Origin of the sequence: Actinomyces sp. MRS3W, assembly GCF_032465695.1 — a bacterium.
In the GTDB taxonomy this organism is placed as follows: Bacteria; Actinomycetota; Actinomycetes; order Actinomycetales; family Actinomycetaceae; genus Actinomyces.
On record NZ_JAWDJJ010000315.1, the window covers coordinates 1 to 23970 of the forward strand.

Consider the following 23970-nt stretch of genomic DNA (forward strand, 5'->3'; position numbering starts at 1 on the left):
GGGCCTGGGTACGGCAACGGTGAATCTGGAAGATTCGGAGTGGTTCTTCCACAATGCCTACGCGGGGCTGCGCCAGGAAGGCGGTTGGCTCTTCCTGTTCGTGTTCCTCGGCGTATTCGTGTGGTTCGGGCTGCGCCCACAGCGGCGGGAGCTCAAGGATTTGTCCGAGCTCATCCTTGAGGCCGCTGTCATCGTGGAACTGGTATGCGCCTGGAAGCTCGGGGAGGTCTTCCTGTCCACTCAGACCTACCCGCTGTTGGCGGCGGTGCTGCTGACCTACCTGCGCAATCAGCCGGACACGCTAGTGCTGACCGCCGAGGAGGAGGCGCTGCGGCGATACCGGCGCGCCTGACCGCGCCACCGATCGTCAACCCACACGATCAGCCCCCACAACGTACACGGGTGCCGCCGCGTTTCCGCGGCGGCACCCGTACTGTCATACCGGACCGATTATCCGTTCACGGTTGCATGGTCACGGCGTTGGCCAGTCCTACGAGAGCGCCGTCCTCCAAGGCAAAACCGTGGCTGATCGCAGCCGCAGTGTGGTCGGCACGGAAGGGGGTGGCCGCACCGTCAAGGTATCCGGTGACAGTGATGGCGCGTGCATCGAGATCACCGGTCTGCTGGAAGTAGAGGTTGATACCCTTATCGTTGAAGTGCATGCCACCCTCACTGTCGTCGACAGGGGCACTATAGGTCAGCTTGAGCACGCCGGCAGAGGCTTCGGTGACAGTCCACCAGGTGTTTCCATTAGTACTCAGGATCTTGTCGCCCGGCTTCAGCTCATGCGTATTCGTGGCGTCGGTGGCGTTGGTGTAGTAGCCGTTAACGTAAGTGTTCCTGACGACGTTCAGGGCCACATCGGCATCGGTGGAGCGGATCTCGACGGAGATGACACTGCCCACCCCACTACCGCTGTACTGCCAGTCGTCGGAGCCGTCACCGGAAGCGGGACCCGCGTGCCAGCGGATATTGCCGCTGAACATCGCGTAGGCCGTACCGTCGGAAGCGCTACCGCCCGCTGCGATTCCATAGCTGCTGCCGAGGTGACCGCCCTTTCCTGCCGATACCGCGGCCGCCGGAGCGGCAACCGACATGGCGAGCACGGGCACCGACCACAGGGCGCCCTTGGTGACAGCGCGGCGAGTGGGCGCGGGGTGAGCCATCGACCTTCCTCTTCCTCTCGACAATTCCTCTGACCCAGGAAATGGGGATTCAATTAACCGATAACACGCTACCAGGATTCCAGCGAACGCCTCAAGGCCATCCCCTGTGCAATGACCAACATCGGCCGGGCTTTAGAAAAGCGCCGGCAGAGTGGCGTCCACCGCCTCACGCAGCTCGGCCAGGTCCAGCACGAGTGGGCGACCGGAACCGCCGTCGGCCAGCAGATCCGTGCCGGTGATGGCGAGCATGTCACCGCCGGTCGTGCCCAGGCGTCCCCAGGCCACGTCCTCCGCCTCGGCCGCCGCCGCGACCGCGGGCACGGCCGCCTCGGGCACCGCCACCAGCGCCCGGGCTCCGGACTCGGACAGCAGCGCCGTGAAGTCGTCGACGTCGCCGGGCAGCGCGGCCAGGTCGATAGCCGCGCCGACACCGAAGCGCAAGGTGGAATCCACCAGCGTCTGGATGAGCCCGCCCGTGGACAGGTCGTGGGCGGCGCGCACCAGTCGGGAGCCGTCGGGCAGGTCGACCTCGCTCAGTGCCAGCAGCACGCGTCCAAGCGCCGCTTCCGCTTCCAGGTCGACGCGCGGGGGCAGCCCGCCCAGGTGGTCGTGGATGACCCGAGTCCAGGCGGAGCCGTCCAGCTCGTCGGCGGTGCTGCCCAGCGCGATGATCGCCAGCCCCTCCTCATGCCAGCCGGAGGGGTTGGCGCGACGCACGTCGTCCATGACGCCCAGCACTCCCACCACAGGGGTGGGGTTGATGGAGGAGTCGAGCTGCCCCTTGACCTTGCCGTGGGAGTTGTACAGGGAGACGTTGCCGCCGGTGACGGGCACGCCCAGCTCCTGGCAGGCGTCGGCCAGGCCGGTGATGGCCTGAACCAGTTGCCACATGGCGTCGGGGTCCTCCGGCGAGCCGAAGTTGAGGCAGTCGGTGACGGCCAGGGGCTTGGCGCCCACGGTGCACACGTTGCGGTAGGACTCAGCCAGCGCTTGGGCGGCGCCGGTGGCCGGGTCGAGCTTGGCGAAGCGCCCGTTGGCGTCGGTGGCGATGGCAACGCCGCGGCCGGTGGTCTCGTCCACGCGGATGACGCCGGCGTCGTCGGGCTGGGCCAGGGCGGTGGCGCCGCGCACGAACCGGTCGTACTGGTCGGTGACCCAGGCGGATGAGGCCTGGTTGGGGCTGGTGACGACGGCGCGCACCTGCGCGGCCAGCTCCTCCACCGTCTCGGGGCGGGGCAGAGAGCCGGAGGTGTCGGCATTGAGGGCGTCCTGCCAGGCGGGCCGGGCGTAGGGGCGGTCGTAGGTGGGGCCCTCGTGGGCGACGGTGCGCGGGTCGACGTCGACGATCCGCTCCCCGAAGTGGTCGATGGTCAGCCTCCCGGTGCCATTGACCTCGCCGATGACGCTGGCCTCCACATCCCACTTGTCAATGACGGCCATGAAGTCGTCGAGCTTCTCGGGGGCGACAACGGCCATCATGCGCTCCTGGGACTCGCTCATGAGGATCTCGCCGGCGGTCAGGGTGGGGTCTCGCAGCAGCACGTTCTCCAGGTCGACGTGCATGCCGCCGTCGCCGTTGGAGGCCAGCTCGCTGGTGGCGCAGGAGATGCCGGCGGCGCCGAGGTCCTGAATGCCGAGCACCAGGTCCGCTGCGAACAGGTCCAGACAGCACTCGATGAGGACCTTCTCCATGAAGGGGTCGCCCACCTGCACGCTGGGCCGCTTGGCCGGCATGCCGTCCTCGAAGGACTCCGACGCCAGGATGGAGGCGCCGCCAATGCCGTCGCCCCCGGTGCGGGCGCCGAACAGGACCACCTGGTTGCCGGCGCCGGAGGCGTTGGCGAGGTGGATGTCGTCGTGGCGCAGCACCCCCACGCACAGGGCGTTGACGAGCGGGTTCTCCTGATAGGAAGGGTCGAACTCGGTCTCGCCGCCGATATTGGGCAGGCCCAGGCAGTTTCCGTAGCCGCCGACCCCGGCGACGACGCCGTGGACGACGCGGGCGGTGTCGGGGTGGTCGACCGCGCCGAAGCGCAGCTGGTCCATAACCGCCACGGGCCGGGCGCCCATGGAGATGATGTCGCGCACGATGCCGCCGACGCCGGTGGCGGCACCCTGGTAGGGCTCCACGAAGCTGGGGTGGTTGTGCGACTCGACCTTGTAGGTGACCGCCCAGCCGTCGCCGATGTCGACGACGCCGGCGTTCTCACCCATGCCCACCAGCAGGTGCTCGCGCATCTGCGCGGTGGTCTTTTCACCGAACTGACGCAGGTGCAGCTTGGAGGACTTGTAGGAGCAGTGCTCGGACCACATGACCGAGTACATGGCGAGCTCCGCAGCGGTGGGACGGCGCCCAAGAATGTCCTTGATCGAGGCGTACTCGTCGTCCTTGAGGCCGAGCTCGCGGTAGGGCATCTCCTGGTCAGGAGTGGCCGCGGCGTCCTGGACGGTGTCGGGGCGATCGACGGGGCGGGAGGCGGACTCGGGTGTGCCGGTGGACGGGGCAGCAGACATGGATGCTCCTGGGTGGGCGGTGGAACCAGGTCCGAGATTACCCGGCGGAGCCGCCGGGCACCTACTTCGTGCCACGGTTACTGCGTACCACAATGCGGTCGGCCCCGAACCGCGGGGGTTCGGGGCCGACTCGGACGTCTAGCGGGTCACGCTCACGTGTGCGTATCCGGGTGCCTTCACTGAAGGCTGCCGTCCTTGGACACGAGGATGAGGATGAACTCGATGAAGGCCCAGATCGAGTTGCCGGAGGCGATGAACCCACCCAGGATGAAGAGCAGCCCGGCCGCGGCGGAGGGTCCGTCCGCCACATAGCCGTAGGCGTCGGCGTTCGTCGCCAGAACCACGCCACCAATGATGAACAGCACCACCGTCGCAGCGATCAGGCACAGGTGGAGGACTCCCCTGCGGGTCTGGCCGCGGTAGAAGTTGTGGATGCCCAGACCACCAAGGAAGAAGGCCAGCAACGCCGCGGCCACCTTCGACTTGGGCTGCACGTAGCCGGGCTGACCGTAGGCGCCATAGCCGGGCTGAGCGTAGGTCGGCTGGCCGTAAGCGGGCTGGCCATAGGCCGGCTGACCGTAGGCGGGGGCGTCGTAGCCGGGCTGACCGTAGGCGGAAGGCTGCGCCTGGCCGTAGCCGTTGATGGGAGCCTGGCCGTAATCGGCCGGCTGCTGGGAGGGGTCAGCGGGGTTGGGGCTCTGGCTCATCGGTCGCTTTCTTCACGGCGTAACGCGGGGAAGTGCTCAGCGAGGAGAGCACGTCCCCTCGCCACGCATCTAGAACAAGGTCCAGCCTCCCCCGCACCGCCCCGGCCACGCAAGGCCATCCAGGCCGGTGAGGTCGAAACAACACCACAACCCGCACGGCGCGCCGCCGAAAGTGCTGCGCCTCACACAACATTGGGGCAGGATCGGGTTATGAGAACCATCGACGTCGCCCCGCTGCCCCTTTCGGACCTCGAGAGCCACCTGGATGAGGTTGCCACCCGTCGTCTGCGTGACGGCGTCGCCGCGGCCCGCAGTTTGCTTGAAGGCCGCACCGTCTGGACGGTGACCCCCACCTCTGCGGCGGCCTCGGGCCCCGCAGAAACCGTCGCCCCGCTGGTCGGCTACGCGCTGGGGGCCGGCCTGGATGCCCGCTGGCTTGTACTCGATGCGCCGCGGGAATTCACCACCATCTCGGCCAGACTGCATGCCGGCATCCACGGCGATCGCGGCGACGGCGGCAAGCTCGCGGACAAGCAACGCGACATCTACGAGCACGTCATCGCCTCCAACGCCGAGAACGTCGTCGACGACATTCGCGACGGCGACGTCGTCATCCTGCACGACCCGCCCACCGCGGGACTCGCTAAGGCACTCAAGGCAGCCGGCGCCGTCGTGATCTGGCGCTGCCACCTGGGTGCTCAGGACACCGGCGACGCCGGTCAACGCGCCTGGGCATTCCTGGACCGCTACCTCGAGGAGGTCGACCTCGTCGTCGTCTCGCGGCCGAACTATCGCCCGCCCTTCGTTGAACCCGAGCGGTGCGCGGTGATCGCGCCATCCATCAACCCTGATTCCCCCAAGAACCGAGTACTGGACCTCGATGAGGCCTGGTCGGTGGCGCGACTGGCCGGCATCTTCGCCGGCGAGCCCCCGTTCGAGGCGGTGGCCTTCGTCCACGAGGACGGGCGGCCGGATGCGATTCGCGAGCTGCCGTCGTTGGCTGGAGCGGGGCTGCCGGTACCGCAGGGGGCGCGCGTCATTGCCCAGGTTTCGCGCTGGGACCGCCTCAAGGGCGGCAAGGAGCTCATCGACGCGTTCGCGGACAATATCGAGCTGCTGCCAACCGATGCGCACCTGCTGTTGGTGGGCCCCGACCCCGACCCAGAGCGCGACGGCGAGTCCGCCGCCGTGCTCGGTGAGGTGCTCGACCGCTGGGATCTGTTGCCGGAATCGGTGGCGGCGCGCGTACACATTGCCGCGGTCCCCACGCACGACCGCGATGTCAACGCCACCGTGGTCAACGCCATCCAGCGTGTAGCCGACGTGGTCACGCAGCGTTCCCTCGTCGAGGCCTTCGGCCTGCCGGTCGCGGAGGCGATGTGGAAGAAGGCCCCCGTGGTCGCCTCGGCCGTGGGCGGTATTGAGGATCAGATCGAGGACGGCGTCGACGGCGTACTCGTCGATCCGACCGACGGTGCCGCCTGGGCTCAGGCGGTCGCCGACGTGCTGCGGTTCCCGGAACGAGCCGGCGAGATGGGGCTGGCGGCGCACGAGGCGGTGCGCCGGGAGTTCCTGCCCGATCGACACCTGCGGGAGCTGGTCGACGCCATCGCGCACGCCGTGGAGTAGACGGCCTGGAACGGACGGCAGCGCCCCGGGACGGACCCCAGCGGTTATCCACAGATTTTGTCCACAGCTTTGTGCACAGACTCGGGTGACCGTGGAGATGACGCCGCTTGCCCTGTGGGCATGCAGCTAACACTCAGATTCGCACCCCATCCGCGCGCCGGGATGACGACCGCCGCCGTCCGCGACGCTCCATATCGCACCCGCGACCTGTCGGTCAAATCGTTGCAATAACACCATTCTCGCCGACGAGCACGACGGTACCCGCGGCCGAACCGCATGAAGACGCGCCAGTACCGCAGCTGCTCCCTGCGCATACTCTCCGACTTCAGCTCCGTTGCGCTTGCGTCTCCACCGCATGCCTACATCACCAGCTTTGCTCGAGGTTATCCACAGCTCACAATCGACTTCAGAAAGGCTATTTAGCCCGTTGTTATCCACCGCGCTCGGGTAAGAGCGCGTCCCTCGACCGAAAGGCGATGGCGGCCCGGGCGCAGTCCCGCCGGGGCGGGGCGTCCGAGTGGGCGGGTGACGGTCGAGCTCGACGACGGCGCACACGCGCCCAGCTCCACGAAGGCGGCCCCGCCGCCACACACGAGCGCGACGTCACGAGAGCACGACCACCGCCCCGGGCTTGGGCCAGCCCGCAGCCACTTCGACCGGTTTCGGTACGTCACAAGTGCCGGTCTCGGTACGTCATTAGTGCCGGTTTCGGCATGTTACAAGTGCCGGTTTCGGTGAGTGGGGCGGTTGCGGTTGTGGCGGACGGCAACGCCACCCGAGACAACCGCTAGGAGGACCGAATTGCAGAATCGAGCACCATCGCCGCAGCCCCCAGCGCCGCCGCGGTGCCGCAGTTCTGAGACAGCCTGACCGCTATCGGACGGGCGAACTGAGTCGCGTAACTCATACGCACCTCCTGGTCAATGGCCGGGAGATAAACCGCGCCGGCCACCGCAGCGCTCGGCCCGGTGAGTATGACCGAGGCATTGTCCAGCACGTTAACGACGGAGCGAATAGATACCGCGAGCGCACGCGCCGAGTGATCCAGTAGGCGATGGGCTCGCTCGTTACCCAGATGCGCCACCCGGGCGACGGCGGCAAAGTCGGCCTCCACCGATCCACGACTGCCTATCTCCTGGCCCAAACCAGCCGGACCGGCAATGTCCGGGTCCGCCAGGGCCTGCTGCACGACGGCTCGCGGCCCGGCAATTGCCTCCACGCATCCGCGGGCACCACATGAACACACCGGCCCATTGAGATCCACACACACGTGTCCGAGCTCCCCCGCATTAGCGGAGGTCCCCCGCTGCAACCGTCCCCCGACGAGAAGTCCCCCGCCGATCCCGGCGCCGAGATACACCACCAGGGCATCGTCCGCTCTTCCGCGCGGCGAGACCCACCATTCCCCGAGTGCGGCGGCAGTTGCGTCATTGTCCATGAGCACGGGCATGCCGATTGCCTGGACCAGGGAAGTGCGGAAACGGCTGAGGTCCTCAGGGGAGCTCGCCCCCAGCGGCTCGGAATGGGCCGCACCCGAAACCACCACCCCGGCACCGGCTGTTTTGGTGATATCCACACCGGTGCCGACGATGATCTCGTCGACCGCCGCATGCACTGCTTGCGCAAAGCCGTCCTGCCCGGGATGCTGCGCCACCTCGCGCCGAGTGCGCCCAATAATGGCGCCCAGTAGATCGGTGAGTACCAGCACCATGTCGGTGCGCGTCAGATGCACACCCACCGCGTATCTGGCATCCGGAACGACGCTGACAAAGGTCCGCGGCTTGCCCCCGGTGGAAGGCGCCCGGCCGGTCTCCTCCAGCAGCCCTTCGTCCAATAAACGGCGGGTGATCGTCGAGATCGTGGCTCCCGTCAGCCCGGTTCGTTTGACGAGTTCAGCCCGGGAGGTTCGATCGGAGGCGCGCACCAGGTCAAAGACCAGCGCCTTTGTGTCGGTGCCTCGCACCATCACATGCTCCTCTTTCTGCCGCTCGTTCCGGCGCCTTGGAGCCGGAGGGGATCCTAGATTCTCACTTCGATTTAGACTATGGCGTGTTCCCGGCACTTCCGGGACAGCATCCGCGAGCTATCAGCCACCACCCAGAAGTAAGGGGCCTTGATGAGCGAGCCCACGATGGATCACCACCGCTGGGGAATGGTCCTTGCCCGCCCGCGCGGCCTGCTCACCGCCGAACCCTTCTGGTCGGAAACGGCCGACGGCATCGAGGAGGGCCTCCAGCACACCCAGATTCTGTTCTTCCTGCATCAGGTGCCCGGCCTGCAGGAGGAACTCGAGGTGTATCGGCGCTGGTCCGCGCAGGGTTTCGTCCACGGGGTCATTCTCGTCAATCCGCTCGTCAATGACCCGCGTCCGGCGCTGGTTGACCAGCTCGGTCTGGCGTCGCTTCATGCCGGTGTAGAAACGCCCGCGCCCGGGTCCGCCTCGATCGTCTCCGACAATGTGGAATCGACCCGGCGGGTTCTTGAACGTCTGCATGCGCTCGGACACACTCGGATTGCTCGCGTGAGCGGCCCCTCCCACCTGGCACATACCCACATTCGGAATACGGTTTCCCGCCAGATTGCCCAGGAACTGGGCATTTCCGTGCGGATTGTCGCGGGTGAGTACAGCGAGGAATCTGGGCGCCGTGCCACCGCCGAGCTGCTGGGGCTCCCGGCAGCCGGGCGCCCCACGGCCATCATCTACGACAACGACACCATGGCACTGGCTGGGCTCGCCACCGCCTCCGCCCTGGGCATGCAGGTTCCCGACGACGTCAGCCTGGTCGCCTGGGACGACTCCGCATCATGCCAGTTGGCCTCCCCTCCAATCACCGCGATAGCACAAGACGTTCACGCATTCGGCCGGACCATCGCCCAGTGTGTGCGGCGCATCGAGTCCGGGGAATCCTCATTCGAGGTCCCCGAACCCGCGCACCACTGGCTGCGCCGCGCCTCTGTGGCCGAGGTGTCACCGCCCCGGTGACGGGCGCTTCCCCGCGGAGCCGCTGCTCTGACCCGAAGCGTCGCCGGCGCCCCCGGCAGCCAAGTCATTGGCGCTGCGCAGCACCGGCCAGGCGGTCAGAACACGCGGATCCTCAAGCTCGACGTCCGTCCTGACGGTGAACGACGCCGTCTCGCCGGGCAGCAGGGTGACCAGCATGTCGTCGACGCCGGAGCCGGGCAGCTCGCTATCGGCGGTCAGCGCGAGATCCCGCAGCAGCACCCGGGCGGTGACGTCGATCCGGTAGCCGCCGTCGATGCGTTGGATGTTCGTGTCCGCCGCGGGAGCGGGCAGGCCGGCTTCGCGGTCGGTGGCAACGAACCAGACGGCCCGGCGTGCGTCGTCGGCCTGCGCCACCAGGAAGCCGTCACTGTCCCTGGGCAGCTCCAGCTCCACCGAGCTGACTGAACGGGGCGCGACGCTCATGCTCAGCGGGTCCTCCCAACTGACTTCCAGCCCGTGCCGGTTGCCGCGTCCGATGTGGACCTTCGCCTGCCACGGCTGCGGCTGATCGTTGACCACAGCCAGGCGAACCCGCCCGTCGCCGGCCGGCTCCAGGCAGAGCATGCGGTCCTCCTGTGCATGGCGGAGCGCATACCACGCGGGTTTGCGGACCCCGGCGGAGTCGACCACGGCCCAGGAGATGACCGGCCAGCAGTCGTTGAGCTGCCAGATGAGCGACCCCGTGCACAGGGGGACGAGCGAGCGGAAGTGGCTCACTCCGAAATCGAGGGCACGCGCCTGGTTGAGCTGTGTGGCCCAATGCCAGTGCCGGAAGTCCGCCGGGGCGGGCAAGTGGGCCTCCAGGCCGCGGCTCAGCTTCGCGAAGCCGTCCTCGGCCTTCTGATGGACGGCCAGTTGCGCACCGGCGACGTCCAGCGGCTCGTCATGCACCGCGCCAGTGAGCGTGGAGTAGGCCATGGGGCCACCGAAACCGAACTCGGAGGCGAACCGTGGCGCCTGATCCGCATAGTGCAGGTAGTCGACCTCATTCCACACGTCCCACACGTGGGTGTCGCCGTCGGTGCGGTTGTTCGCGGCTGCCTGCGGGTCGGGGCTGAACGGGCTGGAGGGAATATAGGGCGTGGTCGGGTCGAGTTCGGCGACGATGCTGGGAAGCAGCTCCCGGTAGTAGCCCTGCCCCCATGCCCTGCCGGCCAGGCGCTCCCTCCAGCCCCATTCCTGGAAGCCGGTTTCGTTCTCGTTGCTTCCGCACCACAGTGCCAAGGAGGCGCGTCCCGCTAGGCGACTGACCGCCTGACGAGCCTCGTGGATGACGTTGCTCCGCATCCACTCCTCCTCGCTGTAGGCGGCACAGGCGAACAGGAAGTCCTGCCAGACGAGCAGCCCAAGTTCGTCGGTGGCGTCATAGAAGTCTTCCGACTCGTAGATGCCGCCGCCCCACACGCGCACGGTGTTGCAGTTCGCCTCCACGGCGTCGGCGAGGGCACGGCGGTAGCGGCCGCGGGTGATACGGGTGGGAAAGACGTCGTCGGGAATCCAGTTGACCCCCTTGACGAGCACTAGCTCACCGTTGACCTTGAGGCGCAGCGGAGCGCCGACGTCGTCCGGGCTCAGATCGACCTCCATGTGCCGGAAACCCACTGCGCGCGACCAGACCGGCGCCCCGTCCAGGCTCAGCACCGACTCATGCAGCGCCTGGGCGCCGTAACCGCGGGGCCACCACAGCTCGGGGTCCTCCACGCGCGCTTCGAGCACAACCTCGGTGACCCCGGGAGCATCGACCCTGGCGTCGACCGTCGTTCCGGCGACGCTGTAGGACAGGGCGGATGCGGGCGCGCCCGCATCGCGCTCGACCTGCGCGACCAGCCGAGCCACACCGGTCCGCCCCTCCAGATCGACCCCCAGGCGCACGTCGCGCACCCGAGCGCCACGCCACCGCTCCAGCCGAACGGGCTTCCAGATGCCGGCGGTGATCGTCACCGGCCCCCAGTCCCAGCCGAAGGAGCAGGAGCTCTTACGCACCATGGAGAAGGGGTGTGCATTGACATGCGGGTAGACTCCGTGGACCCGCTCGCGTTCCTCGGCGGCATTGAGTGCCGAGGCGAAGTCGATGACGAGCTGGTTCTCCCCCTGGCGCAGCACGGCACCGACGTCGTAGCGGTATTGGCGGAACTGATTGTCGACCCTCCCCAGCTCAATGCCGTTGAGCGTGATCGTTGCCAGCGTGTCCAGGCCGTCGAAGACGAGTTCAACGTGTTCCCCAGCTGTCGGCGGCGCGGCGGCAAAACGGAGCTGATAGCGCCAGTCGCAGCGCCACATCCATGCCAGTGCGTCCTCGTTGTCGGCGTCGAGCGGGTCGGGAATGAGCCCGGCTTCGAGCAGGTCGGTGTGTACGCATCCGGGGACGGTTGCCGCAACCGTCTCGGGGAGCCGTACTTCTTCGGGCACCGCACCCGCCAGATGGCTCAGCTGCCAGCCGGAGTTGAGAGAGGTCTGCGTCGTGTGCTGCATCGGTGTGTTCTCGCTTAGCTTCGTTGGTTGGTTATGGACGCGTCGGAGCTTCGGCCCCGACGGTTTGCCAGGCCCGCCACCATTGATCGGCAATGACCCGGTGGCCGGCCGGCGTGGGGTGAACGCCGTCGGCGGCGACGCGCTCGGCCCCGATTCGGGCCGCGAGTGCCTCCATGGGCTGCTGCAGCGGGACGTGAAGGGCGCCCAGCTCGGCGGCGACGCTCGCAATGGCGTGGATCCGCGGCCCCAGGTCCTCCTGCCAGTCCCGGTTCTCGCCTGGGTAGGGCAAGACGAAGGGGGAGATGAGGACCAACGGCGTGCCGGCGGCCGCAAAGGGAGCCAGCAGCTCCCGCAGAGTGCGTGTGAAGGCGGGGACGGGAGAGATAAGCCCCTCGTCGTAGCGCCGCCAGGTGTCGTTGATGCCGATGTAGACGCTGAGCACGTCGGGGCTCAGCGCCACCACATCCTCCTGCCAACGGGCGGCCAGGTCCGCGAGGCGATCCCCACCCACCCCGGTGTTGAGGACGGTTTGCCCCGTTAACTGCTCATCGGCCAGAAGCCTCACGTAGTTGTCGCCCAGATCGTGGGGATCATGCGTGTTGGCGCGTCCCCATTCGGTGATCGAGTCACCGGTGAACAGCCACCGTCGCGCTGCCATATGTGTGTGTCCCATCAGTGGGTTGCCTCCCGCCGCTGACGCAGCTCCGCCAGGCGTCGCTCCGGGTCGGGAGCTGCCGCCAGGAGCCGCTTGGTGTACTCGTGATGCGGGTGGAGGATGACCGAGTCGGAGGGCCCGTGCTCCACCACGTCGCCGTGGTAGAGCACCATGATTTCGTCGGAGAAGTGGCGGGCGGTTGCCAGGTCGTGGGTGATGTACAGGACGCCGAGGTCATTCGCCTCCTGCAGTTCGGCCAGCAGGTTGAGCACGCCCAACCGAATCGACACATCCAGCATGGACACCGGTTCGTCGGCAATGAGGATGCCGGGATCGGGAGCCAGTGCCCGGGCGATGGCCACGCGTTGGCGCTGACCGCCGGAGAGCTCATGCGGCTTGCGGTCGGCATAGTCCTGCGCGGGATCCAGGCGCACGCGGTGCAGCAGGTCCAGCACCCGCTCACGCACCGCGTCCTTACCCAGGTGCGGATTGTGCAGGCGCACGGGGCGAGCCAGGTGGTGCCCGATCGTGTGGTAGGGGTTGAGTGAGGCGAAGGGATCCTGGAAGACCATTTGCACCGTGCTCCGGTATGCGGCCAAGTCACGGCGGCTGACGGGCTCGCCGTCGAGGAGGATCTCGCCGGAGGTTGGCGATTCCAGGCGCAGCAGGAGCTTGGCAATGGTGGATTTGCCCGACCCGGACTGCCCGACCAGGGCGATGGTCTTGCCGGGCACCAGGCGGAACGAGACGTCGTCCACCGCACGCAGGATTGAGCTGTGCAGCCCGTTGCGGAGCGTGTACTCCTTGACGAGGTGCCTCGCTTCGAGGACGGTCATGACTGCTCCTTGTGATGAGTGCGGCTGGTACGGACGAAGTCACCGCGCTGGCCGGTCAGCGAGGGGAAGGAGCTGAGCAACTGCTTGGTGTATTCCTCCTTGGGGTTGGTGTACAGCTCAATCGCGTCGTCGAGCTCGATGACAACCCCTTCGCGCATGACGGCGATCCGGTCGGAGATCTCCAGCAGCAGCGGCAGATCGTGCGTAATGAAGATGACCGCGAAGCCGAGCTCCTGGCGCAGCCTGGAGATCTCCTGCAGGATTTCCCGCTGGACGACGACGTCGAGGGCGGTGGTCGGCTCGTCCATAATGAGGATTTGCGGCTCGAGGGCGAGAGCCATGGCGATCATGACCCGCTGCCGCATGCCGCCGGAGAGTTCATGCGGGTAGGCGTTCAAACGGTTGCGCTCCACCCCCACGCTTTCCAACAGGTCGCCGCTGCGCTGAAGCCGTTGCTCCTTGGACATCTCGGGCCGGTGAGTGCTGAGCACGTCGCCAAGCTGGGTCTTGACCTTGAGCACCGGGTTGAGGGAGTTCATGGCGCCCTGAAAGACCATGGCAATCTTGTCCCAGCGCACGGCCCGTAAATCGGCGCCGGTCAGCGCCGTGAGGTCAATGTCGTAGCCCTCCCGCGAGTGGAAGACCGCCGAGCCGCTCACGCGGCGCGCCGGGTCCTTGAGCAGCTGGACCACGCCGTAAGCGAGCGTGGACTTGCCGCATCCGGACTCCCCCGCAAGACCGAGGATCTCACCGCGGTGCAGCGTGAGGGACACGTCCTTGACGGCGTGGACGGGAGGCTCGACGTCGTAGTCGATCGACATGTGCTCAATGGTGAGGACGGCTGGCCGGCCCCTTTGGCCGGTCCCGCTCACAGTCGTGGTCTGGGTGGTCATGCGGCAACCTTCTGGGGGTGAGGGGAACGAGTGGACTCGGCGCGTCGCCGCGCACGACGACGCTTCTTCGCATCCGTGGCCGCCCGCAGCTTGGGGTTGATCGTCTCGTCAATGGAGTAGTTGATCATGGACAGTGCGGCGCCGAAGAGCGCCAGCATGAGGCCCGGTGGGATGAACCACCACCAGGCACCGAGTCGGAGGGCGAGCCCGTTTTGCGCGTAGAAGAGCATCGTCCCCCAGGTGAACGAGCCCGATGCTCCCAAGCCGAGGAAGGACAGTCCGGCCTCACCCAGGATGCCGGCGATCACTGCGCCGACCACCTGCGAGGCGAGCAGCGGGATGAGGTTGGGGAGAATCTCCACGGTCAGGATGCGCCAGGTCTTCTCCCCGCTGACGCGGGCGGCCAGCACGTAGTCGCGGCTGCGGACCGACAGTGTGACTCCCCGCAGTACGCGTGCCGATCCGGCCCAGCTCGTGAGCGACAGGATGAAGGCCACCAGCCAGATGCTCTTCTTGGGAACGTAGCTGGAGATGATGATGACCAGCGGGAGGCCGGGGAAGACCAACATGATGTTGGTGAATAGGGAGAACAGGTCATCCACGATGCCGCCGATGAAGGCTCCCACAACCCCGAAGAAGGCCGACAGGATGAGGGTCAGGCTGCCCACGACGACTCCGATGAGGAGCGAGCCGCGGGTGGCGTAGGCGAGCTGGGCGAGCACGTCCTGACCGGTCTGGGTGGTCCCGAGGGGGAATGCGCTCGAGGGCGCTGACATGCCCATGTTGCGTACGGTTGACGGATTGCCGACGACGAGCGGGCCGATAAGTCCGAACAGGACGGTGAGCGTCACGATGGTGGTGCCGACGATGAGCTTGGGGGTGACGCGGACGCGGAAGCGGCTGGCACCCTTGCGCGGTGATGTGCCGGTAAGTTCGGCTGAGGTTTCTGCAGACATGTGGGGAGCTCCTTCAGCCGCGGGCGCGCGTGCGCGGATCGATGACGCCGTACAGCAGATCGACGATGAGGTTGGCCCCCAGCACGGACAGGGTGATGACCAAGAAGATCCCCTGCATGAGGGCGTAGTCGTTGTTGTTGACCGCCTGGTACAGGGCGGTGCCAATACCGGGGTAGGAGAAGACCTGCTCGGTGACGAGCGAACCGGCGACGACGAAGCCCAGCGAGATCGCGAAACCCGAGATGGACGGCAGAACAGCGTTGCGGGCCGCGTACCAGATGCGGATGCGACGGGGGCTGAGACCCTTGGCCTCGGCGGTGAGGATGTAGTCCTCGCTCATGGTGGACACCATCATGTTGCGCATGCCCAGCGTCCAGCCGCCGACGGAGGAGATGACGATGGTGATCGCCGGCAGAATGCCGTAGTAGGCCACGGATTTGATGAAGGGCCAGTTGAGCCCGGGGACGGTTCCGTATACGTCGTATCCGCCGTGGATCGGGAAGATCCGCCAGGTGGAGGCGAAGAGGAACAGCAGGATGAGTGCGAGCCAGAAGTAGGGCACCGACTGCAGCATGGTCAGTCCGGGAATGATGTTGTCGAGGAAGCGCCCACGCTTCCAGCCGGCTATCGTTCCCATGACGATGCCCGCCAAGAAGGAGATGATGGTGGCCAGGCCGACGAGCCCGATCGTCCAGGGCAGGGTCTGTCCGATGACCTGCCCGACTGGAGTCGGGAAATAGGCGACGGATACCCCGAGGTCGCCGCGTACGAGCTGACCGAGGTATTGGACGTACTGGTCCCACAGGCTCGCGCCCGAATCCGTTCCCAGAAGCGCCTCAATAGCTTGGCGCGTCGCGGGACTGACCTGGCCGCGCGTCGCCAGGCGCGAGACCATAATGTCGACGGGGTTTCCCGGCAGGAACCGGGGCAGCAGGAAGTTGAGGGTGACGGCCGCCCATAGGGCAATGGCGTAGAACCCAAGTTTTCTCAGGAGGAATCGCAACCTTGTAGCCTCTGCTTTCCAAGTGCATGACGCAGACGGGTAGCCACGGCGGGCCCGCGCCGGGCGGGCCCGCCGTCGTTACTCCGTATGCCTCAGGCCGCGGGCTCCAGCCGCTGCAGGATGATGCCGCTGGACCAGCTGCCCCAGGACGCAGGCAGCGCATACAGGTCGTCCTCGGTGGGCCAGCCCGTGTAGCGCGAGGTGTTGAACTCGGTGAGCATGGAGTTGACGTAGATCGGGATGTAGGGCATGTCCTGCGCGATCTGCTCCTGAACGATCCCGTACTGCCGCCGCTTCTCCTCGGCGTCGTCGGTCTGACTGGCCGCACGGATCGCGGCGTCGACCGTGTCATTGACGTAGCGGCTGTAGTTGCCGCCGATAGCGGACTCACCCACCGGTGCGGTGTTGTCGGAGTGCAGCATGCGGTTATACGTGAAGTAGGGGTCGGTGGAGGCGCCCAAGTTGAGGGAATCCAGGGAGAGTTGGAAGTCTCCGGAAACCTCCTTCTGGTTCCACTCGTTCCAGGAGACCTGCGAGGTGCTCAACTCAATGCCGACCTCGGCCAGCTGCTGCACGAGGGTGTCGTTGATGGAGATGAAGTCAGACCAGCCGGTGACGGTCTGGATGGTCAGCGCCAGGCGCTCCCCGTCCTTGACGCGAATGCCGTCGGTGCCCTCAACCCAGCCGGCGTCCTCGAGAATCTGCTTGGCCTTGTCCACGTCCGGCGACTGCGGCACCGTCAGGTTCTCCTGGTCGACGATCCAATCGTCGTCGCGCCCGGGAACCAGGTATGAGGGGGAGGCCTCGCCGGCGAGTCCGCCTCCGGCCAACTGGTTGAGCTGGCTGCGGTCCATGGCGTAGTAGATAGCCTGCCGTACCGCCTTATCTGTCTGCGGCCCGCTTGAGCCGAGCTCGGGGTTGCAGGAGGCGTAGATGCAACTCGTCAGTGCCGGGGTATTGACGTAGGTGAGATCGGGGTTGGAGGCGATGATGTCGTCAATACCCGGCAGGAAGGCACTCATCCAGTCGACTTCACCGGCCACCAGCGAAGCGGACGCGGAATCCGCGTTCTCGAGCGAGATGTAGCGGATTTCCTCCACCTTCGGTTTGCCGTTCCAGTAGTTCTCATTAGCTACCAGGGAGTAGGACTGCGAGGACACACTGTCCAGCACGAACGGGCCCGTGCCCACGGGCTCCTCGTTGGTGTAGGTGTCGGGCTCAGCAACGTCCTTCCACAGGTGCTCCGGGAGGATTGCCTGGTTGCCCAGAGTGTCCGCCTCGGAAGTGAACGAGGTCTGCTGGAAGGTGAGCACGACGGTGGTGTCATCCGTGGCCTCCGCGGTGGCGGCCAGTCCCGAGGTGTTGAGCGCCGGAGTTTTCTGGATGAGGTTGAAGGTGAAGGCCACGTCATTGGCGGTGAAGGGTTCCCCGTCAGACCAGGTGACTCCTTCGCGGGTCTTCACCGTGAGTTCGGTACCGTCGTCGTTCCAGCTGAACTCCGTCCCCAGCATGGGCTCGGGGTCCGCACCGGTGATGAGGTTGTAGAAGAAGAGCGTTTCATAGATGACACCACGGGTGGGCTGAAGCGCGGTGGGGCTCTGGGGATTGAAGTTTGCCGTGACGGTTCCGGTGGCCCCGTTGAAGATGGTCAAGGTGCCGCCACCGGAGGCCGTTGAGCCCCCGGTGTTCGTGTTGGAGCCCCCGCCGCAGGCTGCGAGCGTACCGGCGGCAGCAGCCGCTGCGGCGGAGGCAAAAAGGGAGCGACGGGTGATGGGAGTGTGGAGCAGCTGCATTGCGTGCCTACTTTCGTATTCGCCACCGTTGGCGAGGACCTCTGGGCGTTGGAAGGAGACAGTCCTCCGTGGATCGGCCATGACTTCTCACGACCCGACTAACTTAGCTCACTTACTTAACGAAGTGCAATGGGGCTATCGTCCCCGCTGCGGGCGATGATGGCGTCCGAGTGGGCGGGTGACGGTCGAGCTCGACGACGGCGCGCACAAGCTCAGCTCCACGAAGGCGGCCTCACCGCCGCACCGGCGAGCTCGACGTCATGAGAGCACGGCCACCGCCCCAGGCTCGGGCCAGCCCGCAGCCACTTCGCCCGGTTTCGGCACGTCATTAGTGCCGGTCTCGGTGAGTGGGGCGGTTGCGGTTGCCGGTAGGGGGGGTGGGAAGACCGCCGCCCGCGCGTTCGGCTCAGGCACCCACCAGGGCGCTGATGGCGGACTGGAACAGGCGCAGTCCGTCCACGCCCTGGCGCGGCCCGGCGGCGGCATCGGGACCGAAGCCGGGCTCGACGGCGTGCTCGGGGTGCGGCATGAGGCCGACGACGTTGCCGCGCTCGTTGCGCACTCCGGCGATGTCGTGGGCGGAGCCGTTGGGGTTGCCCAGATAGCGGAAGACCACCAGGCCCTCGCCCTCGAGGCGGTCGAGCTCGGCGTCGGAGGCGATGAAGTTGCCTTCGCCATTCTTCAGCGGAATGACGATCTCCTCGCCCTTGTCGAACAGGCCCGTCCACGCGGTGGTCGTGGACTCCACGCGCAGGCGCTGCTCGCGGCAGATGAACTTCTGGTGGTCATTGCGGATCAGCGCTCCGGGCAGGAGGTGGGCCTCGGTGAGCACCTGGAAGCCGTTGCAGATGCCGAGCACGGGCATGCCCCGTCCGGCGGCGGCCACGACTTCATCCATAACCGGGGCGAAGCGGGCGATGGCGCCGCAGCGCAGGTAGTCGCCGTAGGAGAAGCCGCCCGGGACCACGACCGCGTCGACGCCGCGGATATCGGCGTCCTTGTGCCACAGGGAGACGGGCTCGGCCCCGGCCAGGCGGACGGCGCGAGCGGCGTCGACGTCGTCCAGCGTGCCGGGGAAGGTGATGACGCCGATGCGGGTCACTCAGGCCTCCTCGGCGGTCGGGTCGGCGGCCACGGAGACGACGTCCTCAATGATGGGGTTGGACAGAAGCGTCTGCGCGGCCTCGGTGGCGGCGGCCAGGTGGGCGTCGGTGACCGGCCCGTCGACGGTCAGCTCGAAGCGCCGTCCCTGACGCACTGCGGTGAACTGGTCGAATCCCAGTCGCGGCAGGCTGCCCATGACGGCCTTGCCCTGCGGGTCAAGAATCTCGGGTTTGGGCATGACCTCGACGACGATGCGTCCCATCGGTCCTCCTGGATGCGGTCGGTCGGGAGTGGGTCCGCACCCAGCCTACCCGTGCCTCGCCCATCCCCCCGCCTCTCACCGAAACCGGCACTCATCACGTGCCGAAACCGGTCGAAGTGGTGCAGCCGCAGCACGGACCGAAGCCGCCACAAGCCCCTTGGGACCACTCGGCTAAATGGCTCCGAGCCAGTCGCCGGCCAGGCGAATGGAGAGCACCCCGGCCACGGCCAGGGCAACGGTCCCCCACAGCCACTGGGTTCCCAGCACCAGCGCAAGCACGGCGCACACCACCGCGGCGGAGAGCAGGAAGCCGCCGACGGCGCCGGCCACCCCGGCGGGGGCGTGCACGGACTGGTCGAGCGTGGAGGTGCCCATGACCGGCTTCGGTCCGGAGTCCACCCGTACCCCGGCGGCGGCATTCGGCCCCCGTCTGGCCGACGACTGCCCCGGCGGCAGCGCGGAGTCGGCGCCGGCCGTCCCGCCCAGCAGGTGGTGCGGGTCGACGGCGTCGACGGTGCCCGTGGTCAAGCCGGCGGCGGCGTCGAGGACGGTGGGCTCCCACCGCTCGCCCTCGTGGCGCACGGCGGTGCCACCGGCCCAAGCCAGATAACCGGCCGCGGAGACGAGTCCGGCACCCCCCAGGACGATGACGAGCCACGGCGGCAGCCATGGGTGCCCCGCTTCGGCATTGGTGGCCAGGTGCATCGCCGACCAGGTGGCCAACGCCAGCCCCGCCATGGCGAACACAATGCCCACGAGGCGCTGCCGGCGTACCGCCTGCGGCCATGGGGTGGCACCGGGCTTGCCCGACGCCGGCGTGCGCCCCACGCCCCAGTCGGGGCCCGTGCCGGTCGAGCGGGACCGCGGCGCGTCCTCCGGAGAGATCGGGGAGCCCCAGTCGACGTCGGGCGCCGCCTGCCGCGTGGCACCGGCGCTGCGGCTGTTCCCGGCGTGTGCCGAGGCGCGCGGGCCGTCGCCCCAGTCGACGGGGCCGCGCTCCTCCTCGGGGCGGCGGTCGCGCAGCGGAGTCATGCGATCACCTGTCCGAGGATGGAGGCCAGCCCGAGCGCGACGAGCAGGAAGCCGAGCGTCCCGGCGAGCAGTTGGAGGACCCGGATGGCGGTCTCGCCGATGGTGGTACCGGCCAGTAGCTCGTCGGCCTTGCGGCCGGCACCGGTCGTGGCCAGCGCGGTGGTGAGGGGTCCGGAGACGACGTCGAGGGTGGTCAGTTCACGTCGGCCACTCGAGTCGGGGACGACGACGTCGGTGCCCGGCACCATAAGCGGCGCCGTCGAAGCGGCGTCGGCGCGGCGCTGGCGGGCCAGTCGTGCCCGGTTGCGTTCCAGCCGCAGCCGGGGGGCGTTGACGACGACGGAGCGCGCGGGCACGCGCAGCACCGCAAGCAGCCCCACGCCAACGATGACCAAGGCGATGCCGCCGAGGATGGCGGACAACCCCTTGGCGCCGAAGGCGCTGGAGACGGCGGCAGCCAGGGCCAGGAGGAGGACAACCCCGGCGGTGACCAGCAGGATGACGAAGCCCGGGCCCGGTTGGAAGCTGCGGGTGGTCCTGGGGGTGGGGTCGGAAGAGTCCATCGGTGAATTCCTGCTGACGTCCATGCGGGGTCTTGGGGCTGGCCCGGTCTACCGCGGGCCCGCGGCGGCGGTGTTCGAAGCGGACAGGTCCAGCGGGGTGCCGGTCAGGCGCGCGTAGGCCTCGAGGTAGCGTTCCCGGGTGCGCTCGACGACGTCGTCGGGCAGGACGGGAGGCGCCTCGCCGGAGCGGCGGTCCCAGCCGGAAGCGGGCGAGGTGAGCCAGTCGCGCACGTACTGCTTGTCGAAGGAGGGGGTGGGGCGGCCCGGCTGCCAGGCGTCGGCGGGCCAGAAGCGGGAGGAGTCGGGGGTGAGCACCTCATCGCCGAGGGTGAGGCGGCCGGACGCGTCGGTGCCGAACTCGAATTTCGTGTCCGCCAGGATGATGCCGCGTTCGCGGGCGATGTCGGCGGCGCGGGAGTACAGGGCGAGGGTGTTCTCGCGCAGGTCGGCGGCGGCGCGAGAGCCGATCATCTCGGCAACACGGGTGAAGGAGATGTTCTCGTCGTGGTCGCCGACGGCGGCCTTCGCCGCGGGCGTGAAGATCGGCTCGGGCAGGCGTGAGGCCTCGGTCAGGCCTTCGGGCAGGTTCACGCCGCACACGGAGGAGGTCTGCCGGTACTCCACCAGGCCGCTTCCGGTGAGGTAGCCGCGGGCGACGCATTCGACCGGGTACATGTCCAGGCGTCGGCAGATCATGGCGCGCCCGGCGACGGCGGCGGGCACGTCGAGGCTGACCAGGTGGCTGGGAATGATGTCGGCTAGTTGCTCCAGCCACCACACCGACAGGGCGGTGAGCACCTTGCCCTTGTCCGGCACCGGGGTGGCAAGGATGTGGTCGTAGGCGCTGATGCGGTCCGAGGCGACGATGAGCAGGACGTCCTGCCCGGCCCAGGCGCCGGGCGCGTCGGCCGTTCCCGTGGGGGCGGCGTCGGCAGGGGCGTAGACGTCGCGCACCTTGCCGGAGGAGACGTGGACCCAGCCGGGGAGGGTGGGCGCTGCCGGCGGCAGTCCGGTGTCCGCAGTGGTGGCGGAGGCGTCAGGGGTGCTGGTCTCACTCATGGGCCTATCCTGCCACCGCCACGGAGCGCGTCGGCCTCGCCGCTCGGGCCTGCCGGCATGATTCAGCGGCCGGCAGCGATGTCGGTGCGGTACTGGGCGCCGTCGAGGTGGATTCGGCTCAGCGCCTCGTAGGCACGGGTCCGGGCGGCGGCGACGGTGTCCCCCAGCGCCACCACGGACAGCACCCGGCCGCCGGCGGCGATGAGGTTGCCGTCGTCGTCGCGGGCGGTGCCGGCGTGCAAGACGTGGACGCCGTCCAGTGCCTCGGCGTCGGGGACGCCGGTGATGGTGCCGCCGGTGGTGACCGTGCCCGGGTAACCGGGGGCGGCCAGCACGACGTCGACGGCGGCCTGCTCCGACCAGGTCGGGGCGGGCACCTCGGCGAGCCGGCAGGTAGCGGCGGCCAGCAGCAGCTCGGCCAGGGAGGAGTCGAGGCGGGCCAGGACCGCCTGGGTTTCGGGGTCGCCGAAGCGGACGTTGAACTCGACCACGCGCACGCCCTTGCTGGTCAGTGCCAGCCCGCAGTACAGCAAGCCGATGAAGGCGGTACCGCGGCGGGCCATCTCGTCAACCACCGGCTGGGCGACCTCGCGCAGCACCTGCTCGGTCAGATCCGCCGGCGCCCAGGTCAGCGGCGTGTAGGCGCCCATACCGCCGGTGTTGGGGCCGGCGTCGCCGTCGCCCAGCCGCTTGTAGTCCTGGGCGGGGGCGAGCGGACGCACGGTGGCGCCGTCGCAGATGCAGAACAGGGAGACCTCCGGACCGTCCAGATAGTCCTCCACCACCACGGCCCCGCCCTCCTTGGCCAGGCAGGCGCGGCCGTGGGCGAGTGCGGTCTCGAAGTCGGAGGTGACCACCACGCCCTTGCCGGCGGCCAGTCCGTCCTCCTTGACGACGTGGGGAGCGCCGAAGTTCTCCAGGGCGGTGACGAGGTCGTCCTCGGTGGTGCAGGTAACGGAGTCGGCGGTGGGCACGCCCGCGGAGGCCATGACCTGCTTGGCGAAGGACTTCGAGCCCTCCAGACGCGCGGCCTCGGCCCCGGGGCCGAAGACGGGGATGCCGACCTCGCGCACGGCGTCGGCGACGCCCGCGACCAGGGGCGCCTCCGGGCCGACGACGACCAGGTCTGCGGCCATCTGGGTGGCCAGGTCCACCACCTCCTCAGGGGAGGTCGGGTCGATCTTGATGTTAGTGGCGTTGTCGGCCGTCCCGGGGTTGCCGGGGGCGACGACGAGTTCGGTGGTGGCGGGGTCGGAAGCGAGGGCGCGGGCCAGGGCGTGCTCGCGCGCGCCGGACCCCAGAAGCAAGATCTTCACCCCACCAGCCTAGCGGCGACGTGACCATATGGACACAGGCGGCGACCATATGGACACAGGCGGCGTGACCATATGGACACAGGACGACGGGCGACCTCCCTTCACCCCGATCGGAATCTCCATCGGTTCCTCCTTATCGCGTTCGCTCCTCCGGCGTCGGCGAGCCTAAAACCGGAGGAACTGACGCGCCCCATCTCGCAAATCACGACCTTGGGGTACGTTTGACGACCCCGGGGAGGTCGTGAAACGTCCCCCGGGGTCGTGGAATGCGTGCTGAGACCGTGGCTGACCGAGGCAACGCCCCCGGGGAGATCTCCCCTTGCCGAGCGTCGCACCGCGGGTAGCCTGGCGTAGGCGTCCAGCACCCTGCCGCGACGCAGGAAGGACCGGCCATGGCAGAACCCGGCAACGGCACCGCCGAGCCTCACATGACCCCGGCACCCGACCTCGGCGGCATTGCGCAGTGGACCACCGCCGCCGGGCATGACTGGCTCCTCCTCCCCGGCGACGACCCCGACCAGCTCCTGCTGGGCGTGTACGTCGACTACGGCATGGTGGACGAGCCACCCGCCGCGCTCGACGCCGCCTCCCGCCTGTGCGGGGCGCTGCGCGTGGAACTCCAACGCCCCGTCGAGGTCGGCCCCGGTGAGATTTCCGTCCCCGAGGTCGGCATCGAGCTGGAGCCCTCCCTCATCGGGCTGCGCATTCGCGGCCGCCGCGCCGCCGTACTCGGCGCCTGGAAGCGGCTGGCCGAACTGTTCACCCAGCCGGACCTCCCCGCCAACACCCAGCCACTCCCACGTCAGCTCAACGCCTGGGACCATGAGGTGGCCACCTACGTCGGCGCTTGCATGCTCACTCTCAGCGGCATGCGCATCCACGGACCCGACGGCGAGGCCGGCTTGGAACTCTCCCGCCGGCTCCTGGCCCACCTGGACCCGCGCCGCGGCGAGGTCCGGCACGTCTTCCTCACCAACGACGCCTCCCTCGTGGGCGCCGGCTGGAC

The 23970-nt window shown here is 68.1% G+C and carries 21 protein-coding genes; 4 read left to right on the forward strand and 17 right to left on the reverse strand.

From position 1 onward, the window contains the following. A partial coding sequence (locus tag RWX45_RS11890) for a hypothetical protein (protein ID WP_316023930.1) occupies positions 1-352 on the forward strand: 352 nt, incomplete at its 5' end. Positions 353-458: 106 nt separating this feature from the next. Here the strand turns inward: RWX45_RS11890 and RWX45_RS11895 are convergent. The 3 genes from RWX45_RS11895 to RWX45_RS11905 all read right to left on the reverse strand — a co-directional run bounded on the left by RWX45_RS11895 (position 459) and on the right by RWX45_RS11905 (position 4387). Further along, positions 459-1166, reverse strand: a complete 708-nt coding sequence (locus RWX45_RS11895; protein WP_316023931.1) for a hypothetical protein — start codon at positions 1164-1166, stop codon at positions 459-461. A 132-nt stretch (positions 1167-1298) separates the two neighbouring features. Beyond that, a complete protein-coding gene (gene purL, locus RWX45_RS11900; RefSeq protein WP_316023932.1) occupies positions 1299-3680 on the reverse strand; it encodes a phosphoribosylformylglycinamidine synthase subunit PurL in 2382 nt (793 codons plus the stop codon). A gap of 176 nt (positions 3681-3856) precedes the next feature. After that, a complete protein-coding gene (locus tag RWX45_RS11905; protein ID WP_316023933.1) occupies positions 3857-4387 on the reverse strand; it encodes a TM2 domain-containing protein in 531 nt (176 codons plus the stop codon). A gap of 210 nt (positions 4388-4597) precedes the next feature. Between RWX45_RS11905 and RWX45_RS11910 the strand changes: the two genes are divergently transcribed. After that, a complete protein-coding gene (locus RWX45_RS11910) occupies positions 4598-6016 on the forward strand; it encodes a glycosyltransferase (protein ID WP_316023934.1) in 1419 nt (472 codons plus the stop codon). Between the two features lie 787 nt (positions 6017-6803). On the opposite strand, the gene RWX45_RS11915 is transcribed toward RWX45_RS11910, so the two are convergent. Then, positions 6804-7982 (reverse strand): ROK family transcriptional regulator, encoded by a 1179-nt coding sequence (locus RWX45_RS11915; protein WP_316023935.1) that lies wholly within the window; start codon positions 7980-7982, stop codon positions 6804-6806. 150 nt (positions 7983-8132) lie between these two features. Between RWX45_RS11915 and RWX45_RS11920 the strand changes: the two genes are divergently transcribed. Next, positions 8133-8999, forward strand: coding sequence for a LacI family DNA-binding transcriptional regulator (locus RWX45_RS11920; RefSeq protein WP_316023936.1), 867 nt, complete (start codon positions 8133-8135; stop codon positions 8997-8999). On the opposite strand, the gene RWX45_RS11925 is transcribed toward RWX45_RS11920, so the two are convergent. The 13 genes from RWX45_RS11925 to purD all read right to left on the reverse strand — a co-directional run bounded on the left by RWX45_RS11925 (position 8985) and on the right by purD (position 22964). Further along, positions 8985-11492, reverse strand: a complete 2508-nt coding sequence (locus RWX45_RS11925) for a glycosyl hydrolase 2 galactose-binding domain-containing protein (protein ID WP_316023937.1) — start codon at positions 11490-11492, stop codon at positions 8985-8987. The two genes, RWX45_RS11920 and RWX45_RS11925, sit on opposite strands and share 15 nt — an antisense overlap. Positions 11493-11523: 31 nt before the next feature. Continuing rightward, positions 11524-12150, reverse strand: a complete 627-nt coding sequence (locus RWX45_RS11930) for an SGNH/GDSL hydrolase family protein (RefSeq protein WP_316023938.1) — start codon at positions 12148-12150, stop codon at positions 11524-11526. 14 nt (positions 12151-12164) lie between these two features. Beyond that, positions 12165-12983 carry an ABC transporter ATP-binding protein gene (locus tag RWX45_RS11935; RefSeq protein WP_316023939.1) on the reverse strand — a complete coding sequence of 273 codons (819 nt, stop codon included), beginning with the start codon at positions 12981-12983 and terminating at the stop codon, positions 12165-12167. Further along, positions 12980-13876: an ABC transporter ATP-binding protein gene (locus tag RWX45_RS11940; protein ID WP_316023940.1), complete on the reverse strand. Its 897-nt coding sequence runs from the start codon at positions 13874-13876 to the stop codon at positions 12980-12982. The genes RWX45_RS11935 and RWX45_RS11940 overlap by 4 nt, the downstream gene beginning before the upstream one ends. After that, positions 13873-14832, reverse strand: coding sequence for an ABC transporter permease (locus RWX45_RS11945; RefSeq protein ID WP_316023941.1), 960 nt, complete (start codon positions 14830-14832; stop codon positions 13873-13875). Before RWX45_RS11945 ends, RWX45_RS11940 begins: the two co-directional genes overlap by 4 nt. 13 nt (positions 14833-14845) lie before the next feature. Further along, a complete protein-coding gene (locus RWX45_RS11950) occupies positions 14846-15835 on the reverse strand; it encodes an ABC transporter permease (protein WP_316023942.1) in 990 nt (329 codons plus the stop codon). A 92-nt stretch (positions 15836-15927) separates the two neighbouring features. Next, entirely contained in the window at positions 15928-17628 is a 1701-nt protein-coding gene (locus RWX45_RS11955) for an ABC transporter substrate-binding protein (protein WP_316023943.1), read from the reverse strand. Between the two features lie 406 nt (positions 17629-18034). Continuing rightward, a complete protein-coding gene (gene purQ / locus RWX45_RS11960) occupies positions 18035-18730 on the reverse strand; it encodes a phosphoribosylformylglycinamidine synthase subunit PurQ (RefSeq protein ID WP_316023944.1) in 696 nt (231 codons plus the stop codon). Continuing rightward, positions 18731-18994: a phosphoribosylformylglycinamidine synthase subunit PurS gene (gene purS / locus RWX45_RS11965; RefSeq protein ID WP_316023945.1), complete on the reverse strand. Its 264-nt coding sequence runs from the start codon at positions 18992-18994 to the stop codon at positions 18731-18733. Positions 18995-19165: 171 nt separating this feature from the next. Beyond that, positions 19166-20026 carry a PsbA protein gene (locus RWX45_RS11970; RefSeq protein WP_316023946.1) on the reverse strand — a complete coding sequence of 287 codons (861 nt, stop codon included), beginning with the start codon at positions 20024-20026 and terminating at the stop codon, positions 19166-19168. Further along, on the reverse strand, positions 20023-20589 hold the full coding sequence (locus RWX45_RS11975; protein ID WP_316023947.1) for a hypothetical protein: 567 nt from the start codon (positions 20587-20589) through the stop codon (positions 20023-20025). Before RWX45_RS11975 ends, RWX45_RS11970 begins: the two co-directional genes overlap by 4 nt. A gap of 48 nt (positions 20590-20637) precedes the next feature. Next, positions 20638-21648: a phosphoribosylaminoimidazolesuccinocarboxamide synthase gene (locus RWX45_RS11980; protein ID WP_316023948.1), complete on the reverse strand. Its 1011-nt coding sequence runs from the start codon at positions 21646-21648 to the stop codon at positions 20638-20640. Positions 21649-21710: 62 nt separating this feature from the next. Continuing rightward, a complete protein-coding gene (purD, locus tag RWX45_RS11985; protein WP_316023949.1) occupies positions 21711-22964 on the reverse strand; it encodes a phosphoribosylamine--glycine ligase in 1254 nt (417 codons plus the stop codon). A 392-nt stretch (positions 22965-23356) separates the two neighbouring features. Here purD and RWX45_RS11990 point away from each other — a divergent pair. After that, positions 23357-23970: hypothetical protein (locus RWX45_RS11990; protein WP_316023950.1), on the forward strand; the 614-nt coding region annotated here is incomplete at its 3' end.